The organism is Pectobacterium sp. PL64, from assembly GCF_022477975.1.
GTDB lineage: Bacteria > Pseudomonadota > Gammaproteobacteria > Enterobacterales > Enterobacteriaceae > Pectobacterium > Pectobacterium jejuense.
Genome location: NZ_CP092070.1, coordinates 1,609,660 through 1,632,589, shown reverse-complemented (window position 1 = coordinate 1,632,589; position 22,930 = coordinate 1,609,660). Strand labels below are relative to the sequence as shown.

The 22,930-nt window shown below is 50.5% G+C and carries 14 protein-coding genes, 1 tRNA gene and 3 pseudogenes; 6 read left to right on the top strand and 12 right to left on the bottom strand.

Annotated features, from left to right (window positions below; genetic code table 11):
- The first annotated feature begins 55 nt into the window (after window positions 1-55).
- Window positions 56-622 carry a lipoprotein gene (locus HP572_RS07030; RefSeq protein ID WP_240585174.1) on the top strand — a complete coding sequence of 189 codons (567 nt, stop codon included), beginning with the start codon at window positions 56-58 and terminating at the stop codon, window positions 620-622.
- A 78-nt stretch (window positions 623-700) separates the two neighbouring features.
- Here HP572_RS07030 and HP572_RS07025 read toward each other — a convergent pair.
- Window positions 701-1,280: pseudogene (locus HP572_RS07025) on the bottom strand (molecular chaperone).
- 64 nt (window positions 1,281-1,344) lie between these two features.
- Window positions 1,345-2,082 carry a phosphatase gene (locus tag HP572_RS07020; protein ID WP_240585173.1) on the bottom strand — a complete coding sequence of 246 codons (738 nt, stop codon included), beginning with the start codon at window positions 2,080-2,082 and terminating at the stop codon, window positions 1,345-1,347.
- Window positions 2,083-2,361: 279 nt separating this feature from the next.
- Here HP572_RS07020 and HP572_RS07015 point away from each other — a divergent pair.
- From HP572_RS07015 to HP572_RS07005, 3 genes are all read left to right on the top strand, one after another.
- Window positions 2,362-2,451: transfer RNA gene (locus HP572_RS07015), tRNA-Ser, on the top strand.
- A 222-nt stretch (window positions 2,452-2,673) separates the two neighbouring features.
- Window positions 2,674-3,444 carry a lysozyme inhibitor LprI family protein gene (locus tag HP572_RS07010; RefSeq protein WP_240585172.1) on the top strand — a complete coding sequence of 257 codons (771 nt, stop codon included), beginning with the start codon at window positions 2,674-2,676 and terminating at the stop codon, window positions 3,442-3,444.
- A 17-nt stretch (window positions 3,445-3,461) separates the two neighbouring features.
- On the top strand, window positions 3,462-4,820 hold the full coding sequence (locus tag HP572_RS07005; RefSeq protein ID WP_240585171.1) for a lysozyme inhibitor LprI family protein: 1,359 nt from the start codon (window positions 3,462-3,464) through the stop codon (window positions 4,818-4,820).
- A gap of 108 nt (window positions 4,821-4,928) precedes the next feature.
- Here HP572_RS07005 and HP572_RS07000 read toward each other — a convergent pair whose 3' ends face one another.
- From HP572_RS07000 to rlmKL, 7 genes and pseudogenes are all read right to left on the bottom strand, one after another.
- Window positions 4,929-6,488, bottom strand: coding sequence for a methyl-accepting chemotaxis protein (locus HP572_RS07000; RefSeq protein ID WP_240585170.1), 1,560 nt, complete (start codon window positions 6,486-6,488; stop codon window positions 4,929-4,931).
- 429 nt (window positions 6,489-6,917) lie between these two features.
- A complete protein-coding gene (gene rmf / locus HP572_RS06995) occupies window positions 6,918-7,085 on the bottom strand; it encodes a ribosome modulation factor (protein ID WP_010276992.1) in 168 nt (55 codons plus the stop codon).
- Between the two features lie 302 nt (window positions 7,086-7,387).
- Window positions 7,388-7,955, bottom strand: a pseudogene (gene pqiC, locus HP572_RS06990) (membrane integrity-associated transporter subunit PqiC).
- On the bottom strand, window positions 7,955-9,622 hold the full coding sequence (gene pqiB, locus HP572_RS06985; protein WP_371745305.1) for an intermembrane transport protein PqiB: 1,668 nt from the start codon (window positions 9,620-9,622) through the stop codon (window positions 7,955-7,957). The pseudogene pqiC and the gene pqiB overlap by 1 nt, the downstream one beginning before the upstream one ends.
- On the bottom strand, window positions 9,582-10,826 hold the full coding sequence (pqiA, locus tag HP572_RS06980; protein WP_240585714.1) for a membrane integrity-associated transporter subunit PqiA: 1,245 nt from the start codon (window positions 10,824-10,826) through the stop codon (window positions 9,582-9,584). The genes pqiB and pqiA overlap by 41 nt, the downstream gene beginning before the upstream one ends.
- A gap of 220 nt (window positions 10,827-11,046) precedes the next feature.
- Window positions 11,047-12,975, bottom strand: coding sequence for an ABC transporter ATP-binding protein (locus HP572_RS06975; protein ID WP_240585169.1), 1,929 nt, complete (start codon window positions 12,973-12,975; stop codon window positions 11,047-11,049).
- Window positions 12,976-12,978: 3 nt separating this feature from the next.
- Window positions 12,979-15,097, bottom strand: a pseudogene (rlmKL, locus tag HP572_RS06970) (bifunctional 23S rRNA (guanine(2069)-N(7))-methyltransferase RlmK/23S rRNA (guanine(2445)-N(2))-methyltransferase RlmL).
- Window positions 15,098-15,207: 110 nt separating this feature from the next.
- Between rlmKL and HP572_RS06965 the strand changes: the two are divergent.
- The gene (locus HP572_RS06965) at window positions 15,208-16,311 is read left to right on the top strand and encodes a YcbX family protein (RefSeq protein WP_240585168.1); all 1,104 of its coding nucleotides are present in this window, start codon (window positions 15,208-15,210) and stop codon (window positions 16,309-16,311) included.
- Between the two features lie 72 nt (window positions 16,312-16,383).
- Here the strand turns inward: HP572_RS06965 and HP572_RS06960 are convergent, their stop codons facing one another.
- The 3 genes from HP572_RS06960 to pepN form a co-directional block, all read right to left on the bottom strand.
- Window positions 16,384-16,971, bottom strand: coding sequence for a cell division protein ZapC (locus HP572_RS06960; RefSeq protein WP_014915124.1), 588 nt, complete (start codon window positions 16,969-16,971; stop codon window positions 16,384-16,386).
- Between the two features lie 201 nt (window positions 16,972-17,172).
- Window positions 17,173-18,183 (bottom strand): quinone-dependent dihydroorotate dehydrogenase, encoded by a 1,011-nt coding sequence (gene pyrD / locus HP572_RS06955; protein WP_010277017.1) that lies wholly within the window; start codon window positions 18,181-18,183, stop codon window positions 17,173-17,175.
- 369 nt (window positions 18,184-18,552) lie between these two features.
- Window positions 18,553-21,168 (bottom strand): aminopeptidase N, encoded by a 2,616-nt coding sequence (gene pepN / locus HP572_RS06950; protein WP_240585167.1) that lies wholly within the window; start codon window positions 21,166-21,168, stop codon window positions 18,553-18,555.
- Between the two features lie 223 nt (window positions 21,169-21,391).
- Here pepN and pncB point away from each other — a divergent pair, with 223 nt between their 5' ends.
- Complete coding sequence (gene pncB, locus HP572_RS06945) at window positions 21,392-22,597, top strand: nicotinate phosphoribosyltransferase (RefSeq protein ID WP_240585166.1); 1,206 nt, start codon at window positions 21,392-21,394, stop codon at window positions 22,595-22,597.
- Window positions 22,598-22,930: the final 333 nt, after the last annotated feature.

Below are 22,930 nucleotides of genomic sequence, written 5' to 3'. Positions count from 1 at the left end.
ATAGACCACCGTAGGAATGAATTGTGCGCGTCAATAGCATCAAGAGGTCAGAATAATGAAAAAATCAGGATGGATGGCAGCGGCCGCAGTGCTGCTGGCTTTTACACTCAGTGGCTGTAATAAACTCACGCAATACACGCTCAGTGAGCAAGAAGTGAATGAGTACCTGCAAAAACACAATGATTATCAGAAACAGCTGGGCGTGCCTGGCGTGGTGGATGCTCATATCGTGTTGACCGAACTGTCGAGCCAGATTGGTCGGGCAGAACCGGGGAAAGTGACTCTAACAGGCAACGCGAAGGTCGATATTTCGTCCCTGTTGGGCAATCAGGCTGCCGACATGAAGCTTACGCTGAAAGCACAGCCAGTCTTTGATAAAACGCAGGGCGCGATTTATCTGAAAGATATGGAACTAGTTGATTACACCGTACAGCCAGAAAAAATGCAGGCGGTAATGAAAACGCTAAGCCCGTATCTTAATCAATCACTAAAAAGCTATTTTGACCAAAAACCAGCTTACGTGTTGGATGCGGATAAGAGCACAACGGAGTCGATGGCGAAGAAGATGGCAAAAGGCATCGAAATCAAACCTGGCCAGATCGTTATCCTGTTTACCGACTAATACTGACTCGCCGATAGCACACGTCATGTTTGCTATCGGCGCACTAAGTTTCATACTGCGAGGCTTCATACCGCGGTATTATTCTTCCGCTTCTGACTCGTCTTCTTCGTCGCTTTCACCCAGTTCATCTCGCATCGCTTCCAGCGCTTCACGGCACACTATCGCCAACGTACGATAAAATGCAGTGGTGGCGTGACTTTCTACTTTCCCGAGAAAACGATCGCTCCACGGTAAAAGATACTCATCGAACAGGGTAATCTGTGCCGCTGTTTCGTCTTCTTGTGCCTGATCTTCCAGCCATGACGCGGCAAGCAGCAAGCTACCAAAATGACCAACCACACCACCATCATTTAACGGCATGCCACGCTGTTGCAAAAAGGTACGAATTTCCGCGTCATCAGCATCGCTTTCATAGAACGAACGCAGCGGTGACACCGAGCCATTTTCGCTATCGAACAACGCCTGATAATCCGCCGCCATTGCGGGCAAATCCAGCCCCTTTTGCAAACGTTCCAACAACGCATCCTGCTCCAGTGGCCAGTGCTGCGCTAGCTTCCCGTCTTTAATCAAGCGTGAATAACGGAGTCAGCAAAGGATCCTGCGGCTGGCGATAAAACAGCGTGCCCAATAGGCGGCACACAATAGAAAACTCGTTCATTCATAACCCTATTTATTGTTAAGTGACATTGGCTTTTAAGTGACACTACCCTTAAGTGACATTGTCACAAATCAGCGAGTTCAGCGATAGCCGGCATTCCACGCTGTTCGAGGAAATCCAACACACGCCGAGGGCTTACGTTCAATATCCGATCCTGTGGGAAATTCACTTCCTGCAAAATACGTTCGCAGTGGGTAAAGTCTCCCAGAGAAAACGCAATATGGGAATCGGAACCTAAAGAAAGTAATCCACCCGCGTCACGAACAGCTTCCGCAATCGCCCGACAGTTTGGCTCACTGCCTTGGCGTGAATGCACGAAAGAGGAGTTATTTAGCTCCAGCGCCACGTTGTATTTCGCAGCGGCTTCCGCAATCGCGCGGATATCGACAGGAAATTTCGGGTTGCCGGGGTGGCTAATGATATGCGCGTCGCCACGTGCCATGGTCGCGATCATCGCCGTAGTATGCGTGTCTTTATCCTGTGGTGGAAAAACCGGCTCATGAAAGCCCGCAATAATCACATCCACCTGACCCAACATCGGTCCGGTGCAGTCGATATCGCCCTCGATGTTTTTAATATTCGCTTCGATACCGCGCAGGATGCCGACGCCATCAACCAGACGCGGCCAAACGCGCATGTTCATAAAGTGCCAGTAATGGGGCGCATCCGCCATATCCGGGCCATGATCGGTGATGGCAAACAGCCGGATATTCTTCTGCTGTGCTTCGACGATGTAATCATGCAGGGTACTGTAAGCGTGCGTACTGGCAACGGTGTGCATATGTAAATCGACGGGATACATAGGTTCTCCTGGGTCAACGTTTGCAAATCAGCATACCATTTCTAGGGCTATTCCGCAGCCAGCGAACAAAATTACAACGCATGATTAACACAACTGAAACATCGTCTTTTTGCGTAGCGACGGGGAAATGGATGAAGGCGAGCGCAAAAGCGGTGAGCAAAGCAACAAATTGCGTTAACTTTAGCTAATTGCGCGCATTGAGTGTAGAAGTTTGTTGACGCTGTTCGGCAATTTCCCTACATTAGCGCCGTCCGCTGCTATGCGATACAGTGAGACCACGGTGAGGTGTCCGAGAGGCTGAAGGAGCACGCCTGGAAAGTGTGTATACGTGAAAACGTATCAAGGGTTCGAATCCCTTCCTCACCGCCATATAAAAGAAAACGCCCTTGACGCAAGTCAGGGGCGTTTTCTTTTATGGTGATGGAGCGAATGAGAAGCAGAACTCACGAGTCAATCCCCCTACCTACTCACACCAAGCACCCTTGACGTAAATCAAAGGGGTGTCCTTTTATCGTGATGGAAAGGACGAGAAACCTTGACGAAGGGTGACAAAACGGCAGGATATAGCCACTCTGATAAAAGGATAACATCATGCGTCATATTTCGTTTTATAGCCTCTGCGCAGGGATAATATATAGCTTATTTTTTGCCAGTTCAGTAAGTGCTGCAAGCTTCGACTGTAAGAAAGCAGAAGGAAAACTGGATCGTACAATATGCAAGAACCCTGAGCTTTCCTCTCTGGATGAAGAAATGAGCGCATTGTATTTTAGTATAAAAAACGATCCTATCATTCCTCCTGAAGACCTCAAGATAAGGCAGAGAGCATTCCTTTCAAAAAGAAATAATTGCATGCGCGAAAGGCATTTAGCGACATGCCTGGACAATCGTTATCAAGAGATTATTAATGAATATCACCAAATACCAAAAAGCATAGATATAGACACCTTCCAGTTTAGTATGAATATCAAGAAAACTTACATACGGTTTGATATTGCGCATCCTGAATGGCCATACCTGGCTGAAGTTTATATGAAAGCAACGGGGTGTTCAGACGGAGCATGGTGTGAGTCAAATGGATATCTGGCCGTTAAAGACACCACGACAGAGTTAATCACGCAGGTCATTTATTTACCTCGCGCCTATTTCTTTACCGAGTACAGTGATAACAAAGTAAGAATTTCCTACAATAAGCAAAAAAATGGTTTATTATCCATATTTGACAACACCCAAGGAAACGAGGTGAACATTACTATCCCGTGCTCATCGCCCAGAGACAACACCAAAGAGAATAACTTTAAATATACTAACAACAAGCTTTACTTTCTGATTGATAAAAGTAGCTGCGCAAGAGCAATGGATTGATTAGGCAGGAAAATAAAATGACAAAAAATAAATTGATACTATTATCTTTACTGGCATTTTCAAGCGCACCACAGGCCATTGTTTGCCCTGCGGCGCAAAGTGATGTAGAAAAGAAAATATGTTCTTCTGAACCTCTCATGCAACTGGATGCTGCATTAAACAAATGGTTTTATCAGGTAGAAAAATCACAGATCAATCCTGAAAGACTTCATGAGGATGAAAAGAATTGGTTACAGCAACGCGATCAGTGTACTGATGAATCGTGTCTCATTGCTTCATACAAGTTTCGCCTCTCACAGCTGAGAGAAATTGAGCGCTACAGCGATACCAGAACTGTCGCCAGTACTCTGGATCAGGTCAGAATGACTCAGGTCATGCCATATGTATCTGAGGAAAATCCCGTTTCATACAGTGGTTCTGAATACGCTCTCCAAGCGGAAGATTGGGTCTATAAACCGTTCTATACAAATAAAGAGCGTATAAAATTACGAGATATGCTGAAAGAAACCATCCCACATTCAACGAATGACACTCGAATAGAAAAAATTGTAGGAAGCATTATCGAAAACAAAACAACTTACCTCTATATTCTTCATTACAATGGTATTCATTACTATGACAAAGCATTGCGAAAGAATAAATATTATAACACATCGCAATTAATTCAAATATCCGAGCAAGGCGATCTCAGGATCGTTGACAATAGCAGTGATGAAAACATCCCCAAAGATCAAAACATGAATTATCGGTTAAATAGTTTTGAAATCGATGACGCAGGGAATATTTACTTCATTAATAATGATAATGCCCATCCGACATTAAAAAAATGGTCAACCCTTCAGCAGAAACTCGAAACGCTTTCCGATGATGAGTTTTCTCAGTATAAAAACAAACACCCAGATAACGGAATATGGTCATGGACCGGTAAGTGTGGCGATGTCGAATGTAAAAGCCGAGTTGGGTCAGATAATTCAGCACATTATGCATTGCATTACCCTAACATTGCCAGAAAAAAACCTTCTGATAATTATACCGGTTATGATGCTTCTTTCGCAGATAGTCTATTTTATGTTAACGATAATGGCGAAGTTAACACGATATTAAAAGAGAATGATGATAACAGGGATACCTGGTATTTGTTTTGGGAACCAACATGCGCTCACAAAAATGCATGTTACTTTATCAACCATCATGGCATGGCTGGCATTTGGCAAGTTAATCAACAAGCCAAAACGTTAACACACACTACACCATTAAGCAGAATAGATGAGATAAAAGCTATTCACCACGACAACAAAGACTATATATTCATGTTATTTAGCTCATTAAATGACATATATGTCACAACAGCAGCTAATACCAATAAAAGTGAATAAAGATATTTTGTTATCCTGTAAAACCACCTTACACCAAGGTGGTTTTTTAGCATCATGAGACAGCGGCAGAGTTCACGCTGATACCTGAACCCTGCCGTTTAGTTGCAGCTATCTTGCCCCCAGCGCCAGATAGTTGCCCGCAGATTCATCGACGCGGAATTGTTCAACGGTGCGCGACAGCTCCTGTGCCTGTTCATTCAGCGATCTCGCCGCGGCCAGCGCTTCTTCAACCAGTGCCGCATTCTGTTCGGTACTCTGATCCATCTGCGATATCGCGAGATTGACCTGTTCAATACCAGAACGCTGCTCTGCACTCGCCACGCTAATCTCGCCCATCATGGACGTGACGCGGTGTACGCTTTCAACGACTTCACTCATGGTATCACCAGCCTGCTTCACGAAATCCGTGCCCTCGCCAACCTTGGCAACGGAATCATCAATCAAGCCTTTAATTTCCCGAGCGGCAGATGCCGATCGCTGTGCCAGCGTGCGGACTTCACTCGCGACGACGGCGAAGCCGCGACCTTGTTCACCGGCCCGTGCCGCTTCTACCGCCGCATTCAGCGCCAGAATATTCGTCTGGAAAGCAATGCTGTCAATAACGCCGATGATATCCACAATCTTACGCGATGATGTGCTGATGGAGTCCATCGTCACCACGACCCGGCTGACAACATCCCCACCGCGCACCGCTACATCCGATGCCGACACCGCGAGTTCATTCGCATAGCGCGCATTATCCGCATTCTGTTTCACCGTCGCGGTCAATTGCTCCATTGCTGCGGCCGTTTGTTCCAGAGCGCTGGCCTGCGATTCGGTACGAGATGACAAATCGCCGTTACCCGATGCAATCTGCGTTGAAGCAGTGGCAATCGAGTTGGTACTACTGCGAACCTGATTAACCAGATGCGACAGGTTGTCGCGCATCGCACGGATAGCATAAAGAATGCTAGTTTGATCGCCCGACTTCGTTTCAACATCGACGCGCAAATTGCCTTCCGCAATTTCACGCACAACCTCCACCGCATATTGCGGCTCGCCGCCAAGCTGGCGCATCAGCGTACGCAGCATATTCCATGCAAACGCGGAAATAATTAACAGCAGAACCAGCCCTAAAGACAGCAGGATCAGTGCATTGCGCCAGAACGTTTGTTGGATATCGTCAATATAGTCACCGTAGCCAATCGTCCAGTCCCAAGGCTCGAATTTAATGACGGCATAAAGCTTCTCAACTTTATTCTGCTGTCCTGGACGCGTCCCTTCCGCGATCACCGTGCCAATCGTATTGCCTTGAAGCGACGCACGGTAGCGCTCTCCTGCTTCTTTACCACCATTGGCGTCGATAATGCCAATACGTTTAGGATTAGGGTGAACGTAGTTCACATCATTCGTATAGCCGCGTACGAAGAAATAGCGATCGTCCTGATGGAAACTGCTAATTGCCCGTTTGGCCTCTTTCTCCGCGTCCTCACGTGACAGCTGACCACTTTTCTCAAGGTCATATGCTTTTTGTGCCGCCGCGTGGGCCAGTTGAACCAGCGTAGAAAGCTGGCCAGTGCGTTCGCTCATCATCGTGTTATAGAGCGTATTCAGCGCCACCGCAGATAAAATTAACATCCCTAACAAGGTCGTACCGCATAGCAGTGCAATTCTGGTTCGTAATTTCACGATATTCTTCTCTCTAACCACTTTTCAGAAAATTCCGAGCAAAAAACTACACTACATTGCCGCCTTGAGCCATACCATCCAGGTAGTAATGATAGATTTTTTAACAATAAATAATGAAAAATTACCTTAATCGCTCAATTTAAAGTCAATATCGAGCAATAACGATAAGAAAATAGAGGTGAAATGATCGAAATCGAAATTAATAGGTAAATAACGTTACAGGGATAGCAAAGCGTCGGATCATGACTCGAAGCCCGAGATGTCTACTGAACGTGTCTATTGATCATCTGTGGTGATCGTGCGTATTGATCGTGTCTGTCGACGGTGAACTCGGTATCGATTGAACCGAGAGGCAGAATCAGGGCTCTTCGCCCCTAAAAACAAAAGCCTCCGCAAAAGCGGAGGCGTTCCCTCTAACGACAAGGCGCGCTAAGCGGTAACAGCCCTGTCCTCCATGGCTTTTCGCCAGCCTCCCAACCAGTAAGACCGGGCATTAATTGATTGATAAGGACAAAATTCCTTTGGTCTACCGACAATACCTGCTTGATAACCACGTGAATGAGCCCGTTCCAGGCGATCGCGTTTCTGTCTCTTCATGCCTTATTTCCCTCATTATTTATCTGGTGGAAAGAAAACAATGATTACTTTGTAAGCAATCACAGACTATCAATACCGATTCTGTCGCCAAAGGTCAAGGCGCAAAATTCACGCCAGTGTCATATTTGTGATCCAAAATAGGAATTTTCCCCACTAAAAAACGCAAAACCCTAACTGATTGAAAACAATAAAAAACCTCTAAAAACGTAATGCAATCACAGCATTACATCTTTAGAGGCCTGATTTCTTAGCACGTTGTTTGTGTCAAACCGTGACCGGATAATACCGAGTCCCTGTCATCGTTATTTCAGCGTATCCGCCTGCTGGGCAATCGACTGGGAAACCTGCTGCCAGCCTTGCGCCAGCGTTCTTACCAACGCGTCGTAGCCATCTTCTTTTTGTGGCAGCACTACGCTAAAGGGGCGTTTAACCACTTTTCCCTGATAGGTCAGCATCCATTCGCCACTGACGATGACATTGCCATCATAACGGCCGTGAAAGCCTGTAACCGCCACGTTCAGCACAGCCTGTTCGCTTCCCTGCGGCTGTGTAGTCACGACCCAACCGGGCAGTTTATTTCCCAGGTTCGTCACCAGCGCCTGCTGCATATTGCTGATCCAACGGGCTGGCCCACAGGTTGTTACTGGCAATGACATACTGCACATCGTTAGTCTGATACACCAAGCCTGCATTGACGAGATAATCCGCCACGCTGACATGTTCCACCCATAGCGGATGCCCCTGAGTCACCGCAGTTTGCGTCGTATTGGTCCCCGCGATTGTCGGCAGTTGATAGTACGTTTTCTGCGTATTACTACTGCTGCACGCGCTCAATAGCAAAGCCAGAACCAATGTCCATGCTTTCATCATTATTTTGCCCTCTTCGGCTGAGGATCCTGACTACCCGAGGCCTCAAAGACCAACGCATTACTTTTCTCGTTCAGGGTACGCAGCACAGGCTGTAGCTCTCGCAGCACCTGATCCAACCGCTGCATATCCGCCACCATCTTGTTATACGCCGGTGAGCCGGGTTGGAAGCCTTTCATACTGCGATTCAATTCAAGCAACGTTTTTTGCATATCTTCCGGCAGATCCTGCATCGCTTTGCTGGATGTCAGCTTGTTCAGCGCGGCCATCGTTTTTTGCATTTCGCGCAGCGTTGCCTGACTTTCCGTCAGCGTCTTCGTTGCTTCATTGACCATCGGGTTCAGCGGCAGGCTATTCACCTTATCCAGTACCGCCATCAGCTTCTGCTGAATCTGTGACAGGCCACCGTCAATGGTAGGCAGAACCGGGTAGCCGTCCAGAACGAACAGCTGTTTATCCACTTTCTCTTTTGGATAAAAATCGAGATCGATATAGAGCGCACCCGTCAGAAGGTTCGCCGACTTCATCGATGCGCGCAGCCCCAGCGACTGGGCTTGCTTCAGATGCTGTTCAAAGTCGAACGAGCCGCCAATCTTCTTCTCGAACCGATCGGGTTCAATACGGATCAGCACCGGAATACGGTAGTCATCATCCAGTTCCTGCTTCATATTGCGCGGGAAAAACGGCGCTTCGGCAACGGTTCCCAGTCGAATGCCACGGAATTCAACTGGCGCACCCGCCTGTAGACCACGGATCGATTCGCTGAAGAACAGCAGATACTCTTTATATTCAGTATATAGCGAGTCCTGAATGCTGCGCTGGCTATCAAACAATCGGTACTGTGCCATTGTCTTGGCCGCATCGCCCAGCTCCCACCCAGCAGGGACATCAAAGCTGACGCCACCGCTGAATAGCGTAGTCAGCGAGCCCATTTCGACACGCATGCCCTGCGCCGACATATCGAACGCTACGCCGCTGTCTTTCCAGAAACGGACGTTGGTCGTGACCAAGCCGTCATACGGCGCAGAGATAAACAGCTGATAGCGCATCTTGCGTGCTTTCGGATCGAACTCGCTGGTTTCCACCGACCCCACCCGATAGCCGCGGAACAGGACCGGATCGCCCGCATTCAGTTGCCCGGATTGCTCACTGTCCAGTATTACCCTAATGCCTTTCGCATCCGGCGAGGCCAGCGGCGGCGCATCCAGCAGAGTAAACTCGCTTTTACCCTCTTTACTGGCTCCGGGCTGTAGCTCAATGTAAGCGCCGGATAACAGCGTCCCCAGACCGGAAACGCCTTCGCGACCAATTTGCGGTTTCACCACCCAGAAAGCGGAATCCTGCTTGAGCAGTTTATCCATACCATCATGCAGGCGTGCTTTGATCTCCACTTGATGGAGGTCGTCACTCAGTACGACGCTCTCTACCACCCCGACGTCTACGCTACGGCTTTTGATGGCCGTTTTTCCCGCTTCAATGCCTTCTGCGTTGCTGGTAATCAGCGTAATTTGCGGCCCTTGATGGCTGAAATGGTAAAACAGTATCCAGGCACCGATCAGTACCGTGACAATCGGCACAATCCAGACCGGAGACCAGCGTTTAATCGTTTCTACATCCGCAATGGCATGGTTATCTTTCGCCAACGGCAGGCTCCTTATGAAGAACATCATCGCGACGATCCCACAACAAACGGGGATCAAACATCATCGCGGCAAACATGGTCAGAATCACCACGGCCGCGAACAACACCGCCCCAACGGCGGGATAAATACTCATCAGGCGACCGATGCGCACCATCGCCGACAAGACGGCAATAACGAACACATCAATCATCGACCAGCGTCCAACAAACTCCACCATCTCATAGATGACATGCATACGCTCGCTGTCTTCCGTTTTTTTGGTTTTGCCATTGGCCTGCCAACACAGCCAGCCTAGCGCCAGCATTTTTAGCGATGGCACCATGACGCTGGCGACAAAAATCACCAGCGCGACAGGGTAAGATCCCATTCCCCACAACAGGATGACGCCCGACATAATCGTCGATCCCATGCGATCGCCGAAGGCTTCAGTCACCATGATCGGCATCAGATTCGAGGGGATATACAGCATGATAGAGGTGATCAGCAGGGCCAACGTCCATTGCAAGCTGTGCTTCTTGCGAGCATGTCCGCGTGAGTGGCAGCGCGGGCATACTAACTGACTAGCAGGCAGAATGGCGGTGCAGCATGAACACGAACGCAGCCCTTGCGATAGCCCGCTTTGTCCCAGAACCGGTGGCGCAGGCAGCGCGGGCGGCGGCACGATGTCATTCCACAACCAGCGGCGGTCGAGGCTTTGGAAGGCCAGCAGTTGTAGCAGACAGAACAGGACAAAAGGCATAAAGCTGGTGCCGATGCCGATGTCACCATAGGCCATTAGTTTGACAAAGCTGACTAGCACGCCAGCCAAGAAAATCTCTGCCATCCCCCAGCTTTTGAGGTGGAACAGCATTTTGCCCAGGTTTTTTTTCAACGCCAGCGGCAGCGAGGCATGTAGGCAAAGCAGAATGAGGGTCGCCATACTGAAAGCCGGAACCAGTTGGACAAAAAGCATAAACAGCGTCGCGACGCTGGCGTAGTTTTCCGCCACCATCACTTTAGGTATTTGTATCAGGGTAATTTCGCTGGTGATTCCCGCTACACGCATAGAAACGAAGGGGAAGAGATTTGCCAGTAATAGCATGAATAACGCGCTCACCGCATAGCCAACCGGTCGTTTACGCGGTTCCGTCTGGTGGCTGGTTAGCGCAGTTTTACAGCGTGGACAAGTCGCTTTCTGGCCGTGTAACAGCTCAGGTAATTCCACCAGCAGGTCGCACTGCGGGCACAGCATATAGTCATCATGGTGATGATGTTCGTGTTCAGAACCCTGTTCAGGGCTATGCCCATGAGCAGGGTCATGTTGAAGATCGTGCTTGTGTTGAAGATCAGGGTCATGCCGATCGTGATGGGAACACACGCATTCTCTCCTTCAAAATTCGTCAGCTTATAACCAAAAAACCATCAATACGAGACGTTGCGCCCGTATTGATGGTGCTACACAGCAACGTGGATTAGCCGTTTTTCTGTGCTTCCAGCTCTTCCCAACGTTCGAAACAGGTTTCCAGCGCGCTTTCCGCTTCCGCCAGCGCGCTTAAGACCTGCTGCGTCTCTTCGCGTGGGCGGTTAAAGAAACCCGCGTCATTCATCTGCGCTTGCAGCGACGCAATGTCCTGCTCCAGTTGCTCAAGACGCTGCGGCAACTGATCTAATTCGCGCTGCTGGTTATAACTTAATTTCCCCGCGCTTCGTTTAGCGGACGGTGCGGTGCTCGCTGCTGTCGCTGTCGTGGTTACTGCCGGCGCAGCCGTCGTGCGCAGTGGCGTGGCTGTGGCTCGCTGCTGTTGTGCATCGTAATACCCACCGACGAAGCGAGAAATCTTGCCGTCACCTTCAAAGATCCAGCATTCAGTCACCGAATTATCGACGAACTGACGGTCGTGGCTGACCAGCAGCACCGTTCCCTGATAGCTTTCGATTAACTCTTCCAGCAATTCCAGCGTTTCCACGTCCAGATCGTTGGTCGGTTCATCGAGAATCAACAGGTTGCTAGGTTTGAGGAACAAACGCGCCAACAACAGACGGTTACGCTCCCCACCCGACAGCGCTTTGACTGGCGTCATGGCACGTTTAGGATGGAACAGGAAGTCTTGCAGATAGCCCAACACATGGCGCGAGCGGCCGTTGACCATCACTTCCTGTTTGCCTTCCGCCAGGTTGTCCATCACCGTACGTTCTGGATCGAGTTCAGCGCGGTGCTGATCGAAATAGGCAACTTCCAACTTCGTGCCACAATGCACACGACCGCTGACCGGTTCCAATCCACCCAGCATCAATTTTAGCAGAGTGGTTTTACCGCAGCCATTCGGCCCCACCAGCGCAATCTTGTCGCCGCGCTGTACCTGAGCGGAGAAATTGCGCGTCAGCACTTTCTTTTCGCCCAGAGAACCCTGGTCAACATGGTAGTTCACGTCTTCCAGCTCAAACACAATCTTGCCGGAGCGGGCAGCTTCTTCAACCTGCATTTTCGCCGAGCCCATCACTTCACGGCGCTGCGCACGTTCCTGACGCATGGCTTTCAGCGCCCGCACGCGGCCTTCGTTACGGGTACGGCGAGCTTTGATGCCCTGACGGATCCACACTTCTTCCTGCGCCAATTTGCGATCGAACTCCGCATTTTGCAGATCTTCCACCCGCAGCGCTTCTTCTTTCCCTTCCAGATATTTATCGTAGTTACCCGGCCAGGAAACCAGCTTGCCACGGTCAAGATCGACAATGCGGGTCGCCATATTGCGAATAAACGAACGGTCATGGGAGATAAAGATAATGCTGCCCTGGAACGTTTTCAGGAAGGTTTCCAGCCAGTCAATCGTTTCAATATCCAGGTGGTTAGTCGGTTCATCCAGCAGCAGCACACGCGGCGAACTCACCAGCGCTCTGCCGAGTGCGGCTTTACGCAGCCAGCCACCGGAAAGTGAAGCCAGCGGAGCATCGGCGGACAGACCAAGCTGTTCCAGCACTTCGTGAATGCGGCTTTCCAACTGCCACAGACCTTGATGCTCCAGAACGTCCTGCAACTTAGCTAACTGATTCAGGTTCTTTTCGCTCGGGTCGCTTTCAACCAGACGTAGCATGGCGTGGTAGTTTTTCAGGTGATCCGCCTGTGCGGCGACCCCTTCAGCGACAAAATCAAAGACGCTACCGGCAACATCCCGCGGGGGATCCTGTTGCAGGCGCGCGACAATCAGATCCTGTTCATAGGTGATACGACCATCATCCAACGGAACCTCTTTGGCCAGAATTTTCAACAGTGTCGATTTTCCGGCACCGTTGCGACCAACCAGACAAACGCGTTCATTCTCTTCGATATGGAGTTCGGTGTTATCCAACAGCGGCGCATCGCTGAACGACAGCCACGCACCTGAAACACTGATTAAAGACATCGGTTACTTTTCCTCACCGGCATGCGTTAGCAGCCAGCAGTTATGAATTTGACGATTACGGGCAAAATCCTGCGATTGGGTCTGCGCGGTAATTTCTTTGGCGTTCAGCCCCAGTGCGGTCAGGCCAGCGGTATCCATCTGGAAGCCGCGTTTATTATTCGAGAACATGATGGTGCCGCCACGGCGCAACAGACGTTTGAGATCTTTCATCAGCGCCAAAATGATCGCGCTGGACATCAAACGACTCTTCCATACGTTTTGAGTTGGAGAAGGTCGGCGGGTCAATGAAGATCACATCAAACTGTTCATTGCAGTTATGTAACCATGACAGGCAATCCGCCTGAATCAGGCGATGCTGACGCCCGGTCAGGCCATTCACCCGCAGGTTTTTTTCTGCCCATTCCAGATAGGTGCGTGACATATCAACGGTGGTCGTTGAGCGTGCACCGCCCAATCCCGCGTGCACACTCGCCGTGCCGGTGTAGGCAAACAGGTTGAGAAAATCTTTGCCACGGCTCATCTCACCCAGCATTTTGCGGGCAATACGGTGGTCGAGGAATAGGCCGGTATCGAGGTAGTCGGTCAGGTTGACCCACAGCTTGGCACCAAACTCTTCCATCAGCAGGAAGTCGCCTTTCTGCGCCAGTTTCTCGTACTGATTTTTCCCTTTCTGACGTTCGCGCGTTTTCAGCACCAAACGGTTCGACGGTAATTCCAGCACGCTCAGCGTCGCGTTGATCACATCAAACAGGCGCTGACGGGCTTTTTGCGCATCAATGGTTTTCGGTGGCGCATACTCTTGTACGACGACCCAACTGCCGTAGCGGTCAACCGCCACATTATATTCAGGCAGATCGGCATCGTAGAGGCGATAGCACTCAATCCCCTGCTGCTTCGCCCACTTCTCCAGCTTGCGCAGGTTCTTACGCAGACGGTTGGCAAAGTCTTCCGCGATTTGTCCCGCAGATTCCCCCTGCGTTTCCGCCAGTTGGTAGTTCTTCTGTACGCAGTCCAGCGGACCGTTTTTCGCCTTGAATTGGCGTTCAGCACGCAGTTGCAGACAGCTCAGCAGCTCCGGCGATGCGCTGAACAGCGAGAGCTGCCAGCCACCAAAGTCGCTTTTCATCTTACGACCCAGCATATTATGCAGGGCGATCAGCGCGGGTTCACTTTCCAGACGCTCACCGTAAGGCGGGTTGCTGACAACCGTACCTTTCGGACCTTCCGGCAATGGATTTTTTAGCTGTGCGGCATCCCTCACGTCGAAAGAAATCAGTTCGGCAACGCCTGCGCGACGCGCATTAGCTTTGGCGATCTCGATCACTCGACGATCGTTATCCGATCCGAAAAAGCGGGATGTCGTTGCCTGCAACCCCTGACGGGCGCGCTGCTGCGCTTCCGACGTCACTTCTCGCCACAGTTCGGTATCGTGTTTTAACCAGGCGTTAAATCCCCAGTGCGTACGATGTAAACCGGGCGCGCGATCGGACGCGATCATCGCCGCTTCGATCAGCAGCGTACCGGAACCACACATCGGATCGACCAGCGGCGTGCCATTCTGCCAGCCGGAGCGTAAAACAATCGCCGCCGCCAGATTCTCTTTTAGCGGTGCCAGCCCAGCCAGATCGCGGTAACCACGCTGATGTAAGCCGTCGCCGCTTAAATCCAGCGACACGCTGGCCATATCACGCTGTAAAAAGACGTTAACGCGAATATCCGGCTGCTGTTTCGCTACGTCTGGACGCTGCCCGGTTTTGCGTGTGAAGCTATCCACAATCGCATCTTTAACTTTTAATGCGCCGTACTGGCTGTTGCGGATATCTTCATTGGTACCGGTAAAATGCACGGCAAAGGTTTTATCGATGCTGAAGATCGTTGACCAGTCAATCGCCTGCACGCCCAGATATAAATCCAGATCGCTGTGTACCTTGAATTCATTCAGCGGCAGCAGAATGCGCGATGCCAGACGGCTCCACAGCAGGCTCTGGTACAGCAGGCGATTGTCACCCTCAAAATGGACACCGCCCTGCACAACCGCACAGGACTGCGCACCCAATGATTCGAGTTCGCTTTTTAATAACTCTTCCAATCCCCGCGCCGTACTGGCAAACAAAGCATTCATGTCGTCACTATCACCAAAAAATAGATTCATAAAAGAAATTGAGGCGCATTATAGCTAATCCGAGACGCTTGTCATAAAGTTGCCGTTTTAGTTTGGCAAGGAACAGGTCAGTGATTGGCGTAACGCGGCTTTATATTCATCCGGTAAAATCGATGCGGGGGTTACAGCTGTCCCACGCGATGGCGTCTGTCAGCGGTTTGGCGAACGATCGTGCCTTCATGATTACCGAATCGGATGGCACATTTATTACTGCTCGCCAGTATCCGCAGATGGTGTTATTTACCCCCGCCTTGTTACCCGATGGACTGTTTATTGCCGCGCCAGATGGTCAAACGGCCACGATACGTTTTGCCGACTTCACCGAGGCACCTCAACCGACAGAAGTCTGGGGAACGCACTTTACGGCGCTCGTCGCCCCTGAAGCCATCAACCTCTGGTTAAGCCACTATTTTCAGCGTGCCGTACAGCTTCGCTGGGTGGGCAATGAACCATCGCGGCGAGTTAAGCATTATCCTGATGTTCCTCTGGCATTTGCCGATGGCTATCCGTTTCTGTTAATTAATGATGCCTCATTTCAGGCGCTGCGCCAGCGCTGTTCCGCCGGCATTAAAATCGAACAGTTTCGCCCCAATTTGGTCGTAACAGGCGCGGAAGCCTTTGCCGAAGACAGTTGGAAGACCATTCGGATTGGCGAGGTTATTTTTGACGTCGTCAAACCCTGTAGCCGCTGCATTTTCACCACTGTCAGCATCGAACGTGGCCGTAAGCACCCGTCAGGAGAACCGCTGGCCACGCTGCAATCTTTCCGTACTGCCGAGAACGGAGACGTCGATTTTGGACAAAATCTGGTCGCCAGAAATACGGGCATCATTCGCGTGGGCGACACATTGGAAGTGTTAGCGACCAAACCACCGCGTCCTTATGGTTCTGGTCAGGTGGTCGAAAGCCTTGTCGTTCCCGAAAAAAGCGAACAGGCCGTCACCATCCACTATCAGGGAAAAGCGTTACAAGGGAACAATCAGCAGATTTTACTGGAACAGCTGGAGCAACAGGGTATTCGAGTCCCCTATTCTTGTCGGGCAGGATTGTGCGGTTGCTGTAAATTGACGTTAGTCAGCGGAGAGGTTTCCGCACTGAAGCAAAGTGCGATTAAAGGAAACGGCGAAATTCTTACCTGTAGCTGTATTCCGCAGAGTGACCTTCATTTGCAATAAAAAAGCATCTGCAATAGCCGAAGAAAAACCAGCGCGCACGCGGCTTGAAGTATGACGGGTATATGACGAGGTTTAGACGACCTTGGCGTACTCAAATGCCGACGTGCCTTCACCCAACGTGGTTTCCCACTCAGCCCTATTCTGAACGACGGCAGGCATGAGTCTGTCGTGCATGATTTTTATGGCGTCACCCAGACCCATGGTTTTTCCACTTAATGACAGCTGTTCTTGCGCCAGCAAACAGAGGCAGGCTTTATCCCCTGCTTCCGCCACCAGAAAACAGGCCGTTTCATGGGTTTCAGTGAGTTGTACTTGTACAACATCACCCGCCTGCGGCGAATACGTTACGGCATCCGGCTGTTGGATGAAGTGCCAACTTTTTGGCATCAGCGGTTTTAGGAACCGGCTTGCGACCAGCGCATTCAAAACTAATTCGCCCTGGAGGTCACGATGCAGTGCCGCTTTCTGACATTTGTCGTTATAGGTAAAAAATAACGCGGCATCGTCGACACAGAATGCGCATTCATTGAATGCATCCGGCGTTAGCATTTTAGACGGAAAACGAGAACGGAATAACATGCCGTTAGCCAAATCCAACATCAGGCGGTCGTGTTCGGTATCAAAATACCAGCGCCAGTTATCGTCAGGTTTTAGCTTCATATTATTTACCCTTCGCCTTCATAGTAGAAATATCAGAAATGGCTGATTGTGTTTTCTCACATCACAATAATCGTTCATCGTCACAAACATTGCGGCAAGAAGATCAGTCATCCGTTGATAGATTATTTACGCAAACGGATAAAATATAGACTAGCCGGGGGGATAAATAAACCCCCAGCTAAAAATGAAAGGCATTTCGGATTAAATATGTGTAACGATATCTTTAATCAGGCGTGGACCGTGGAAAATAAAGCCTGAATATATCTGTACCAGCGATGCGCCAGCCGCCATTTTTTCGCGTGCGGCGACCAAAGAATCAATTCCGCCAACGCCAATAATCGGTAAACGTCCCGCTAATTCCTGTGACAAACGGCGGATAATTTCCGTGCTGCTTGTCTGCAACGGACGTCCACTTAATCCCCCTGTCTGCCCGCAGTGGTTTAATCCCTGAATCAGTTTTCTGTCGAGCGTCGTATTGGTTGCAATCACGCCGTCGATGTTATGGCGAACCAGGCTGTCGGCAATTTGGATCAATTCTTCTTCAGAAAGATCCGGCGCGATCTTTACCGCCACAGGAACATATTTCTGATGCTTATCTTTTAATTCTGTCTGCTTGTTCTTTATCGCCAGCAAAAGATCGTCCAGCGCTTCACCATATTGCAAGCTGCGTAACCCCGGCGTATTGGGTGACGAAATGTTGATCGCGATATAACCTGCGTGAGGGTAAACCTTATCCATGCAGATCAAATAATCGTCTTTACCTTGCTCAACCGGCGTATCTTTATTCTTGCCGATGTTGATCCCTAATACACCGCCAAAACGTGTTTTCTTTACATTCTCAACCAGATAATCCACGCCTTTATTATTGAAACCCATTCGGTTGATTAATCCTTCCGCTTCCACTACGCGGAATAATCTCGGTTTGTCATTACCGGATTGTGGACGCGGCGTTACCGTCCCCACTTCAATAAAACCAAATCCCATTGCGCCTAACGCATCAATACATTCGCCGTCTTTATCTAATCCCGCCGCCAGACCGAGTGGGTTTTTAAAAGATAATCCCATGCAGGTAACGGGCTTAGTAGGAACGGATTGGCGGACGAGAAATTCAAAAGGCGTGTTGGTAATACGGCGTAATTGTTGGAAGGTCAGCTCATGTGCTCGCTCTGGATCGAGCTGAAACAGGGCTTTTTTGATAACGGGATAGAACATATTGTCTCCTGAGATCCCTATCGCAAAGGTATCTTGCCTACGCTGGAAGTAAGCAATAGTGGATTAGCGCTTGATAATAACGTACGTCACGCTGTGGTAAGGGATAGATCGTAAAGACGCTGCAAGTACATCCCTGTAAGCTCGAGCCGCGCCATCCCTGGCGCGGACGCTTTACTCTTCTATCCCCTACCACCGTTATCATTCCGCAAAAATAATCGTCACAATCTAAGATTGTGAATTCACGGTCGGTGATGGTAATTCCATCTTTGCGGAAAGTAAAACGTTTGCGGAAACGGGGAATCGTGATGCGGGAATTATCGCCACACGCGGCAGGATACCGCGTGTGGCTGTGCTAATCGCGTGGCAGGATTAGTCTTGCAGCGCCTTGCTGATCTTCTCGAACAGATCGCCAGACAAATTTTCCAACGTCTTCAGTTGCTCCAGCGCCTGACGCATTTGCGCCTGACGTTTAGCATCATAGCGTTTCAGACGGATCAACGGTTCGATCACTCGCGCCGCGACCTGCGGATTGCGGGTGTTCAAGTCACTCAGAATCTCCGTCAGGAAGCGATAGCCACTGCCGTCTTCAGCATGGAACGCCGACGGGTTCGAGGCTGCAAACGCCCCCACCAGCGAGCGCAGACGGTTAGGGTTGTTCAGGCTGAATGAACGGTGTTGCAGCAGCTCACGCACGCGGGTCAGCACATCGGCTGCCGGGCTAGTGGCTTGCAGTACAAACCATTTATCCATGACCAAACCATCCTGATGCCAGCGGTTATCAAACTGCGTCAACAGTTCGTCACGCACTGGCAACTGTGCTTCAACCGCCGCCGACAGCGCCGCCAGCGAATCCGTCATGTTATCCGCCTGACGGAACTGCGCTTGTACCAGTTTATCCGCCTGATCGGCATCGTTGAATGCCAGATAATGCAGGCAGACGTTGCGCAGTGCGCGTTTGCCCATATCCGCGTGTTCGATGCGATATTGCGGCGCGTGATTCGCGTGGTATACCGCCAGCCACTCATCTGCCATCTCTTTCGCCATCGTACGCGTCATGCTTTCGCGCACCGCAGCGATCGCCGTCGGATCGATGATGTCAAACAGCTCGGCAATCTCGTTTTCGCTCGGCAATGTCAGAATCTGAGAAGCCAGCATCGGATCCAGTTTTTCATCCAGCAACACGCCACGGAAAGCATCCACAACATGCATCGGCACGGAAAGCGGCTGTTTCTGCTGATAGCGGGAAACGTTCAGACGGATATAGTTAGCCAGCAGGCTCTGTGCTGCATCCCAACGCGAGAACGCATTGCTGGCGTGGCGCATCAGGAATGTCAGCTGTTCATCGCTCCAGGCATAATTCAGTTTTACCGGCGCAGAGAACTCACGTAATAAAGAAGGAATCGGTCGGCAAGGCACCTGATCGAAAATGAACGTCTGTTCAGATTCGGTCACATTAAGCACCGACGCCAACAGTTGGCCATCTTTCTGTAGCGGAATGACCTGCCCTTGTGGATCGTACAGTTCGATATCCAGCGGAATGTGCAGCGGCAGCTTTGGCTGTTTGTCGGCACCGACTGGGGTCATCTGGCTCACGCTCAGCAGATATTGTTGCGTCTGCGGATCGTAATCATCACGCACGGTCAGCACCGGCGTGCCCGACTGGCTATACCAGCGGCGGAACTGCGTGAGATCGACACCGGAAGCATCTTCCATCGCCAGCACAAAGTCATCACAGGTCGCTGCGCTGCCGTCATGACGCTCAAAATACAGACGAATACCGGCCTGGAAGCCTTCTTCACCTAATAAGGTGTGCATCATGCGGATCACTTCCGATCCCTTTTCATAGACCGTCAGCGTGTAGAAGTTATTCATCTCGATCACCTGATCGGGACGAATCGGATGTGACATCGGGCTGGCATCTTCAGCAAACTGCGCCCCGCGCATCACACGCACATTATCAATACGGTTCACCGGGCGCGAACCCAGATCGGAGCTGAACTCCTGATCGCGGAACACCGTCAGCCCTTCTTTCAGGCTAAGCTGGAACCAATCGCGGCAGGTGACGCGGTTACCTGTCCAGTTGTGGAAATATTCATGGCCGATCACCGCTTCAATATTCAGATAGTCTTTATCCGTCGCGGTTTCCGCCTTGGCCAGCACGTATTTAGAGTTGAATACGTTCAGCCCTTTGTTTTCCATCGCCCCCATGTTGAAGAAATCAACAGCGACGATCATATAGATGTCGAGATCGTATTCCAGACCGAAGCGCTCTTCATCCCACTTCATCGAATTCTTCAGTGAAGTCATCGCCCAACCGGCACGATCGAGGTTGCCACGGTCAACATATAGTTCCAGCGCCACATCGCGGCCAGAACGTGTCGTAAAGCGATCCTCAAGGACATCAAAATCGCCGGCAACCAGCGCAAACAGATAAGCGGGTTTCGGGAAGGGATCCTGCCATTCAATCCAGTGGCGGCCGCCTTCCAGCTCTCCTTGCGCAATACGATTGCCGTTAGAGAGTAAATAAGGATAGCGAGCTTTATCCGCTATGATGCGCGTCGTGAATTTCGCCAACACGTCCGGTCGGTCGAGATAATAAGTAATGTGGCGGAATCCTTCGGCCTCACACTGCGTACAGAGCGCATCGCCAGAGAGGTATAGCCCTTCCAGCGCGCTATTGGCGGCGGGATTGATTTCCGTTTCGATGCTGAGCGTAAAACGTGCGGGTAATTGCGTCAGAGTCAGGCCATCATCCTGCTGCTGGTAATGTGTCCACGGCTGACCATCAACGCTCAGGCTAATCAGTTTCAGCCCTTCGCCATCCAGCTTCAACGGCGCGCCAGCGTCCCCCTGCAACACCACCTGACTAACGGCTTTTACGTGAGTTTTTTCGGCATGGAGCTCGAAATCCAGTGCAATATCAGTAATGGTGTAATCCGGCGCACGGTAGTCATGGCGATATTTTATTTGCGGCTGTTGATTCATATAAAGTTTCCACCTCGTCATAAGCATCAAAGATCAAGTCTAAGCCTGTTATCTTAATGTTACCACGACAAAATAATGAGGATAATCATCGTACCGCGGTTCACTCCCGCACGTCTCGCTATGTTGTCGTAATGTAATAAACGGATAATCAAGGTATACTGACTGAACATTGCTGATTGTCCCAATGGTGGATAGGCATCTTACAAGGATGCTGTAACGCATTATGACTTTGCACACTTCCCCGATTCTGCACTCATTGCTGGATACCGATGCCTACAAGCTGCACATGCAACAGGCGGTGTATCATCATTATTATGATGTCGACGTTGCGGCCGAATTTCGCTGTCGCGGTGATGAATTATTAGGTGTTTACGCTGATGAGATAGCCCATCAGGTCGATCTGATGCGTTTCTTGTCATTGAGTGACGATGAGTTCACCTATCTTTCTTCTTTGCCGTTCTTTAAGCCGGATTATTTACACTGGCTGCGGGACTTCCGTTTTAATCCGCAGCAGGTTTCGATCAAAAATCATGCTGGCAAGCTGGATATCCGCATCACCGGGCCATGGCGTGAAGTGATTTTGTGGGAAGTTCCCTTACTGGCCGTGATCAGTGAAGTCGTGCATCGCGATCGTTCGCCCGACATCACAGCCGAGCAGGCACTCACCCAACTGTCTGCCTCGCTGGAAAGCTTCCGCCAAAACAGCGCGGATGTGGATCTCAGCCAATTCAAGCTAATGGATTTCGGCACGCGCCGGCGTTTCTCTCGTGATGTCCAGCAGACGATTGTTACGACGCTGAGAGCCAATTTCCCTTATCTCATCGGTACCAGCAATTACGATCTGGCACGCCGTTTGGATATCACGCCTGTCGGTACGCAGGCGCACGAGTGGTTTCAGGCGCATCAGCAGATTAGTCCGACGCTGGCAAACAGCCAGCGCGCCGCACTACAAATGTGGCTACGGGAATATCCCACACATTTAGGTATTGCGTTGACAGACTGCATCACTATGGATGCCTTCCTGCGCGATTTCGATTTGCCGTTCGCCGAAGCCTATCAGGGGCTGCGTCACGATTCTGGCGATCCGGTCGATTGGGGCGAAAAAGCCATTGCACATTATCAGCGCCTGAACATCGATCCGATGAGCAAAACGCTGGTCTTCTCCGACAACCTGAATCTGGATAAAGCGCTGACGCTGTACCGTCATTTCGGGCAGCGCGTGAATCTGGTGTTTGGTATCGGCACGCGCCTGACATGTGATATCCCCGGCGTGAAACCGCTGAATATCGTGATCAAGCTGGTGGAATGCAACGGCAAACCGGTGGCAAAGCTCTCTGATAGCCCAGGGAAAACCATCTGCCAGGATCAGAACTTCGTGTGTGAACTGCGCAAAGCGTTTGACTTACCCCGGGTGAAAAAGGCCAGCTGAAACGTCCCTCTTATCCCCTAATACCCTAAATAATTCGAGTTTCAGGCAGGCGGCAAGAGAAGGCATCCCGATGAGCTTACTCAGGTAAGTGATTCGGGTGACAAATCTGCCGGGAGCAGATTTGAACGCTGCTTGCAGCGGCCCTTCAGGGCGAGGCCCACGATGGGCCGAGTATTTGAACGCAGCCAACGCACATGCAACTTGAAGGATGACGGGTATTGACCAACTTTGCAGCAGATTCACCAGCATGAGCGAAAACTTCGCGCCATTCCGGTGATTTCTGCTTGTGTCCTGTTGCATCGCAAGTAACATAGCAAATGGCTCGGATTGGGC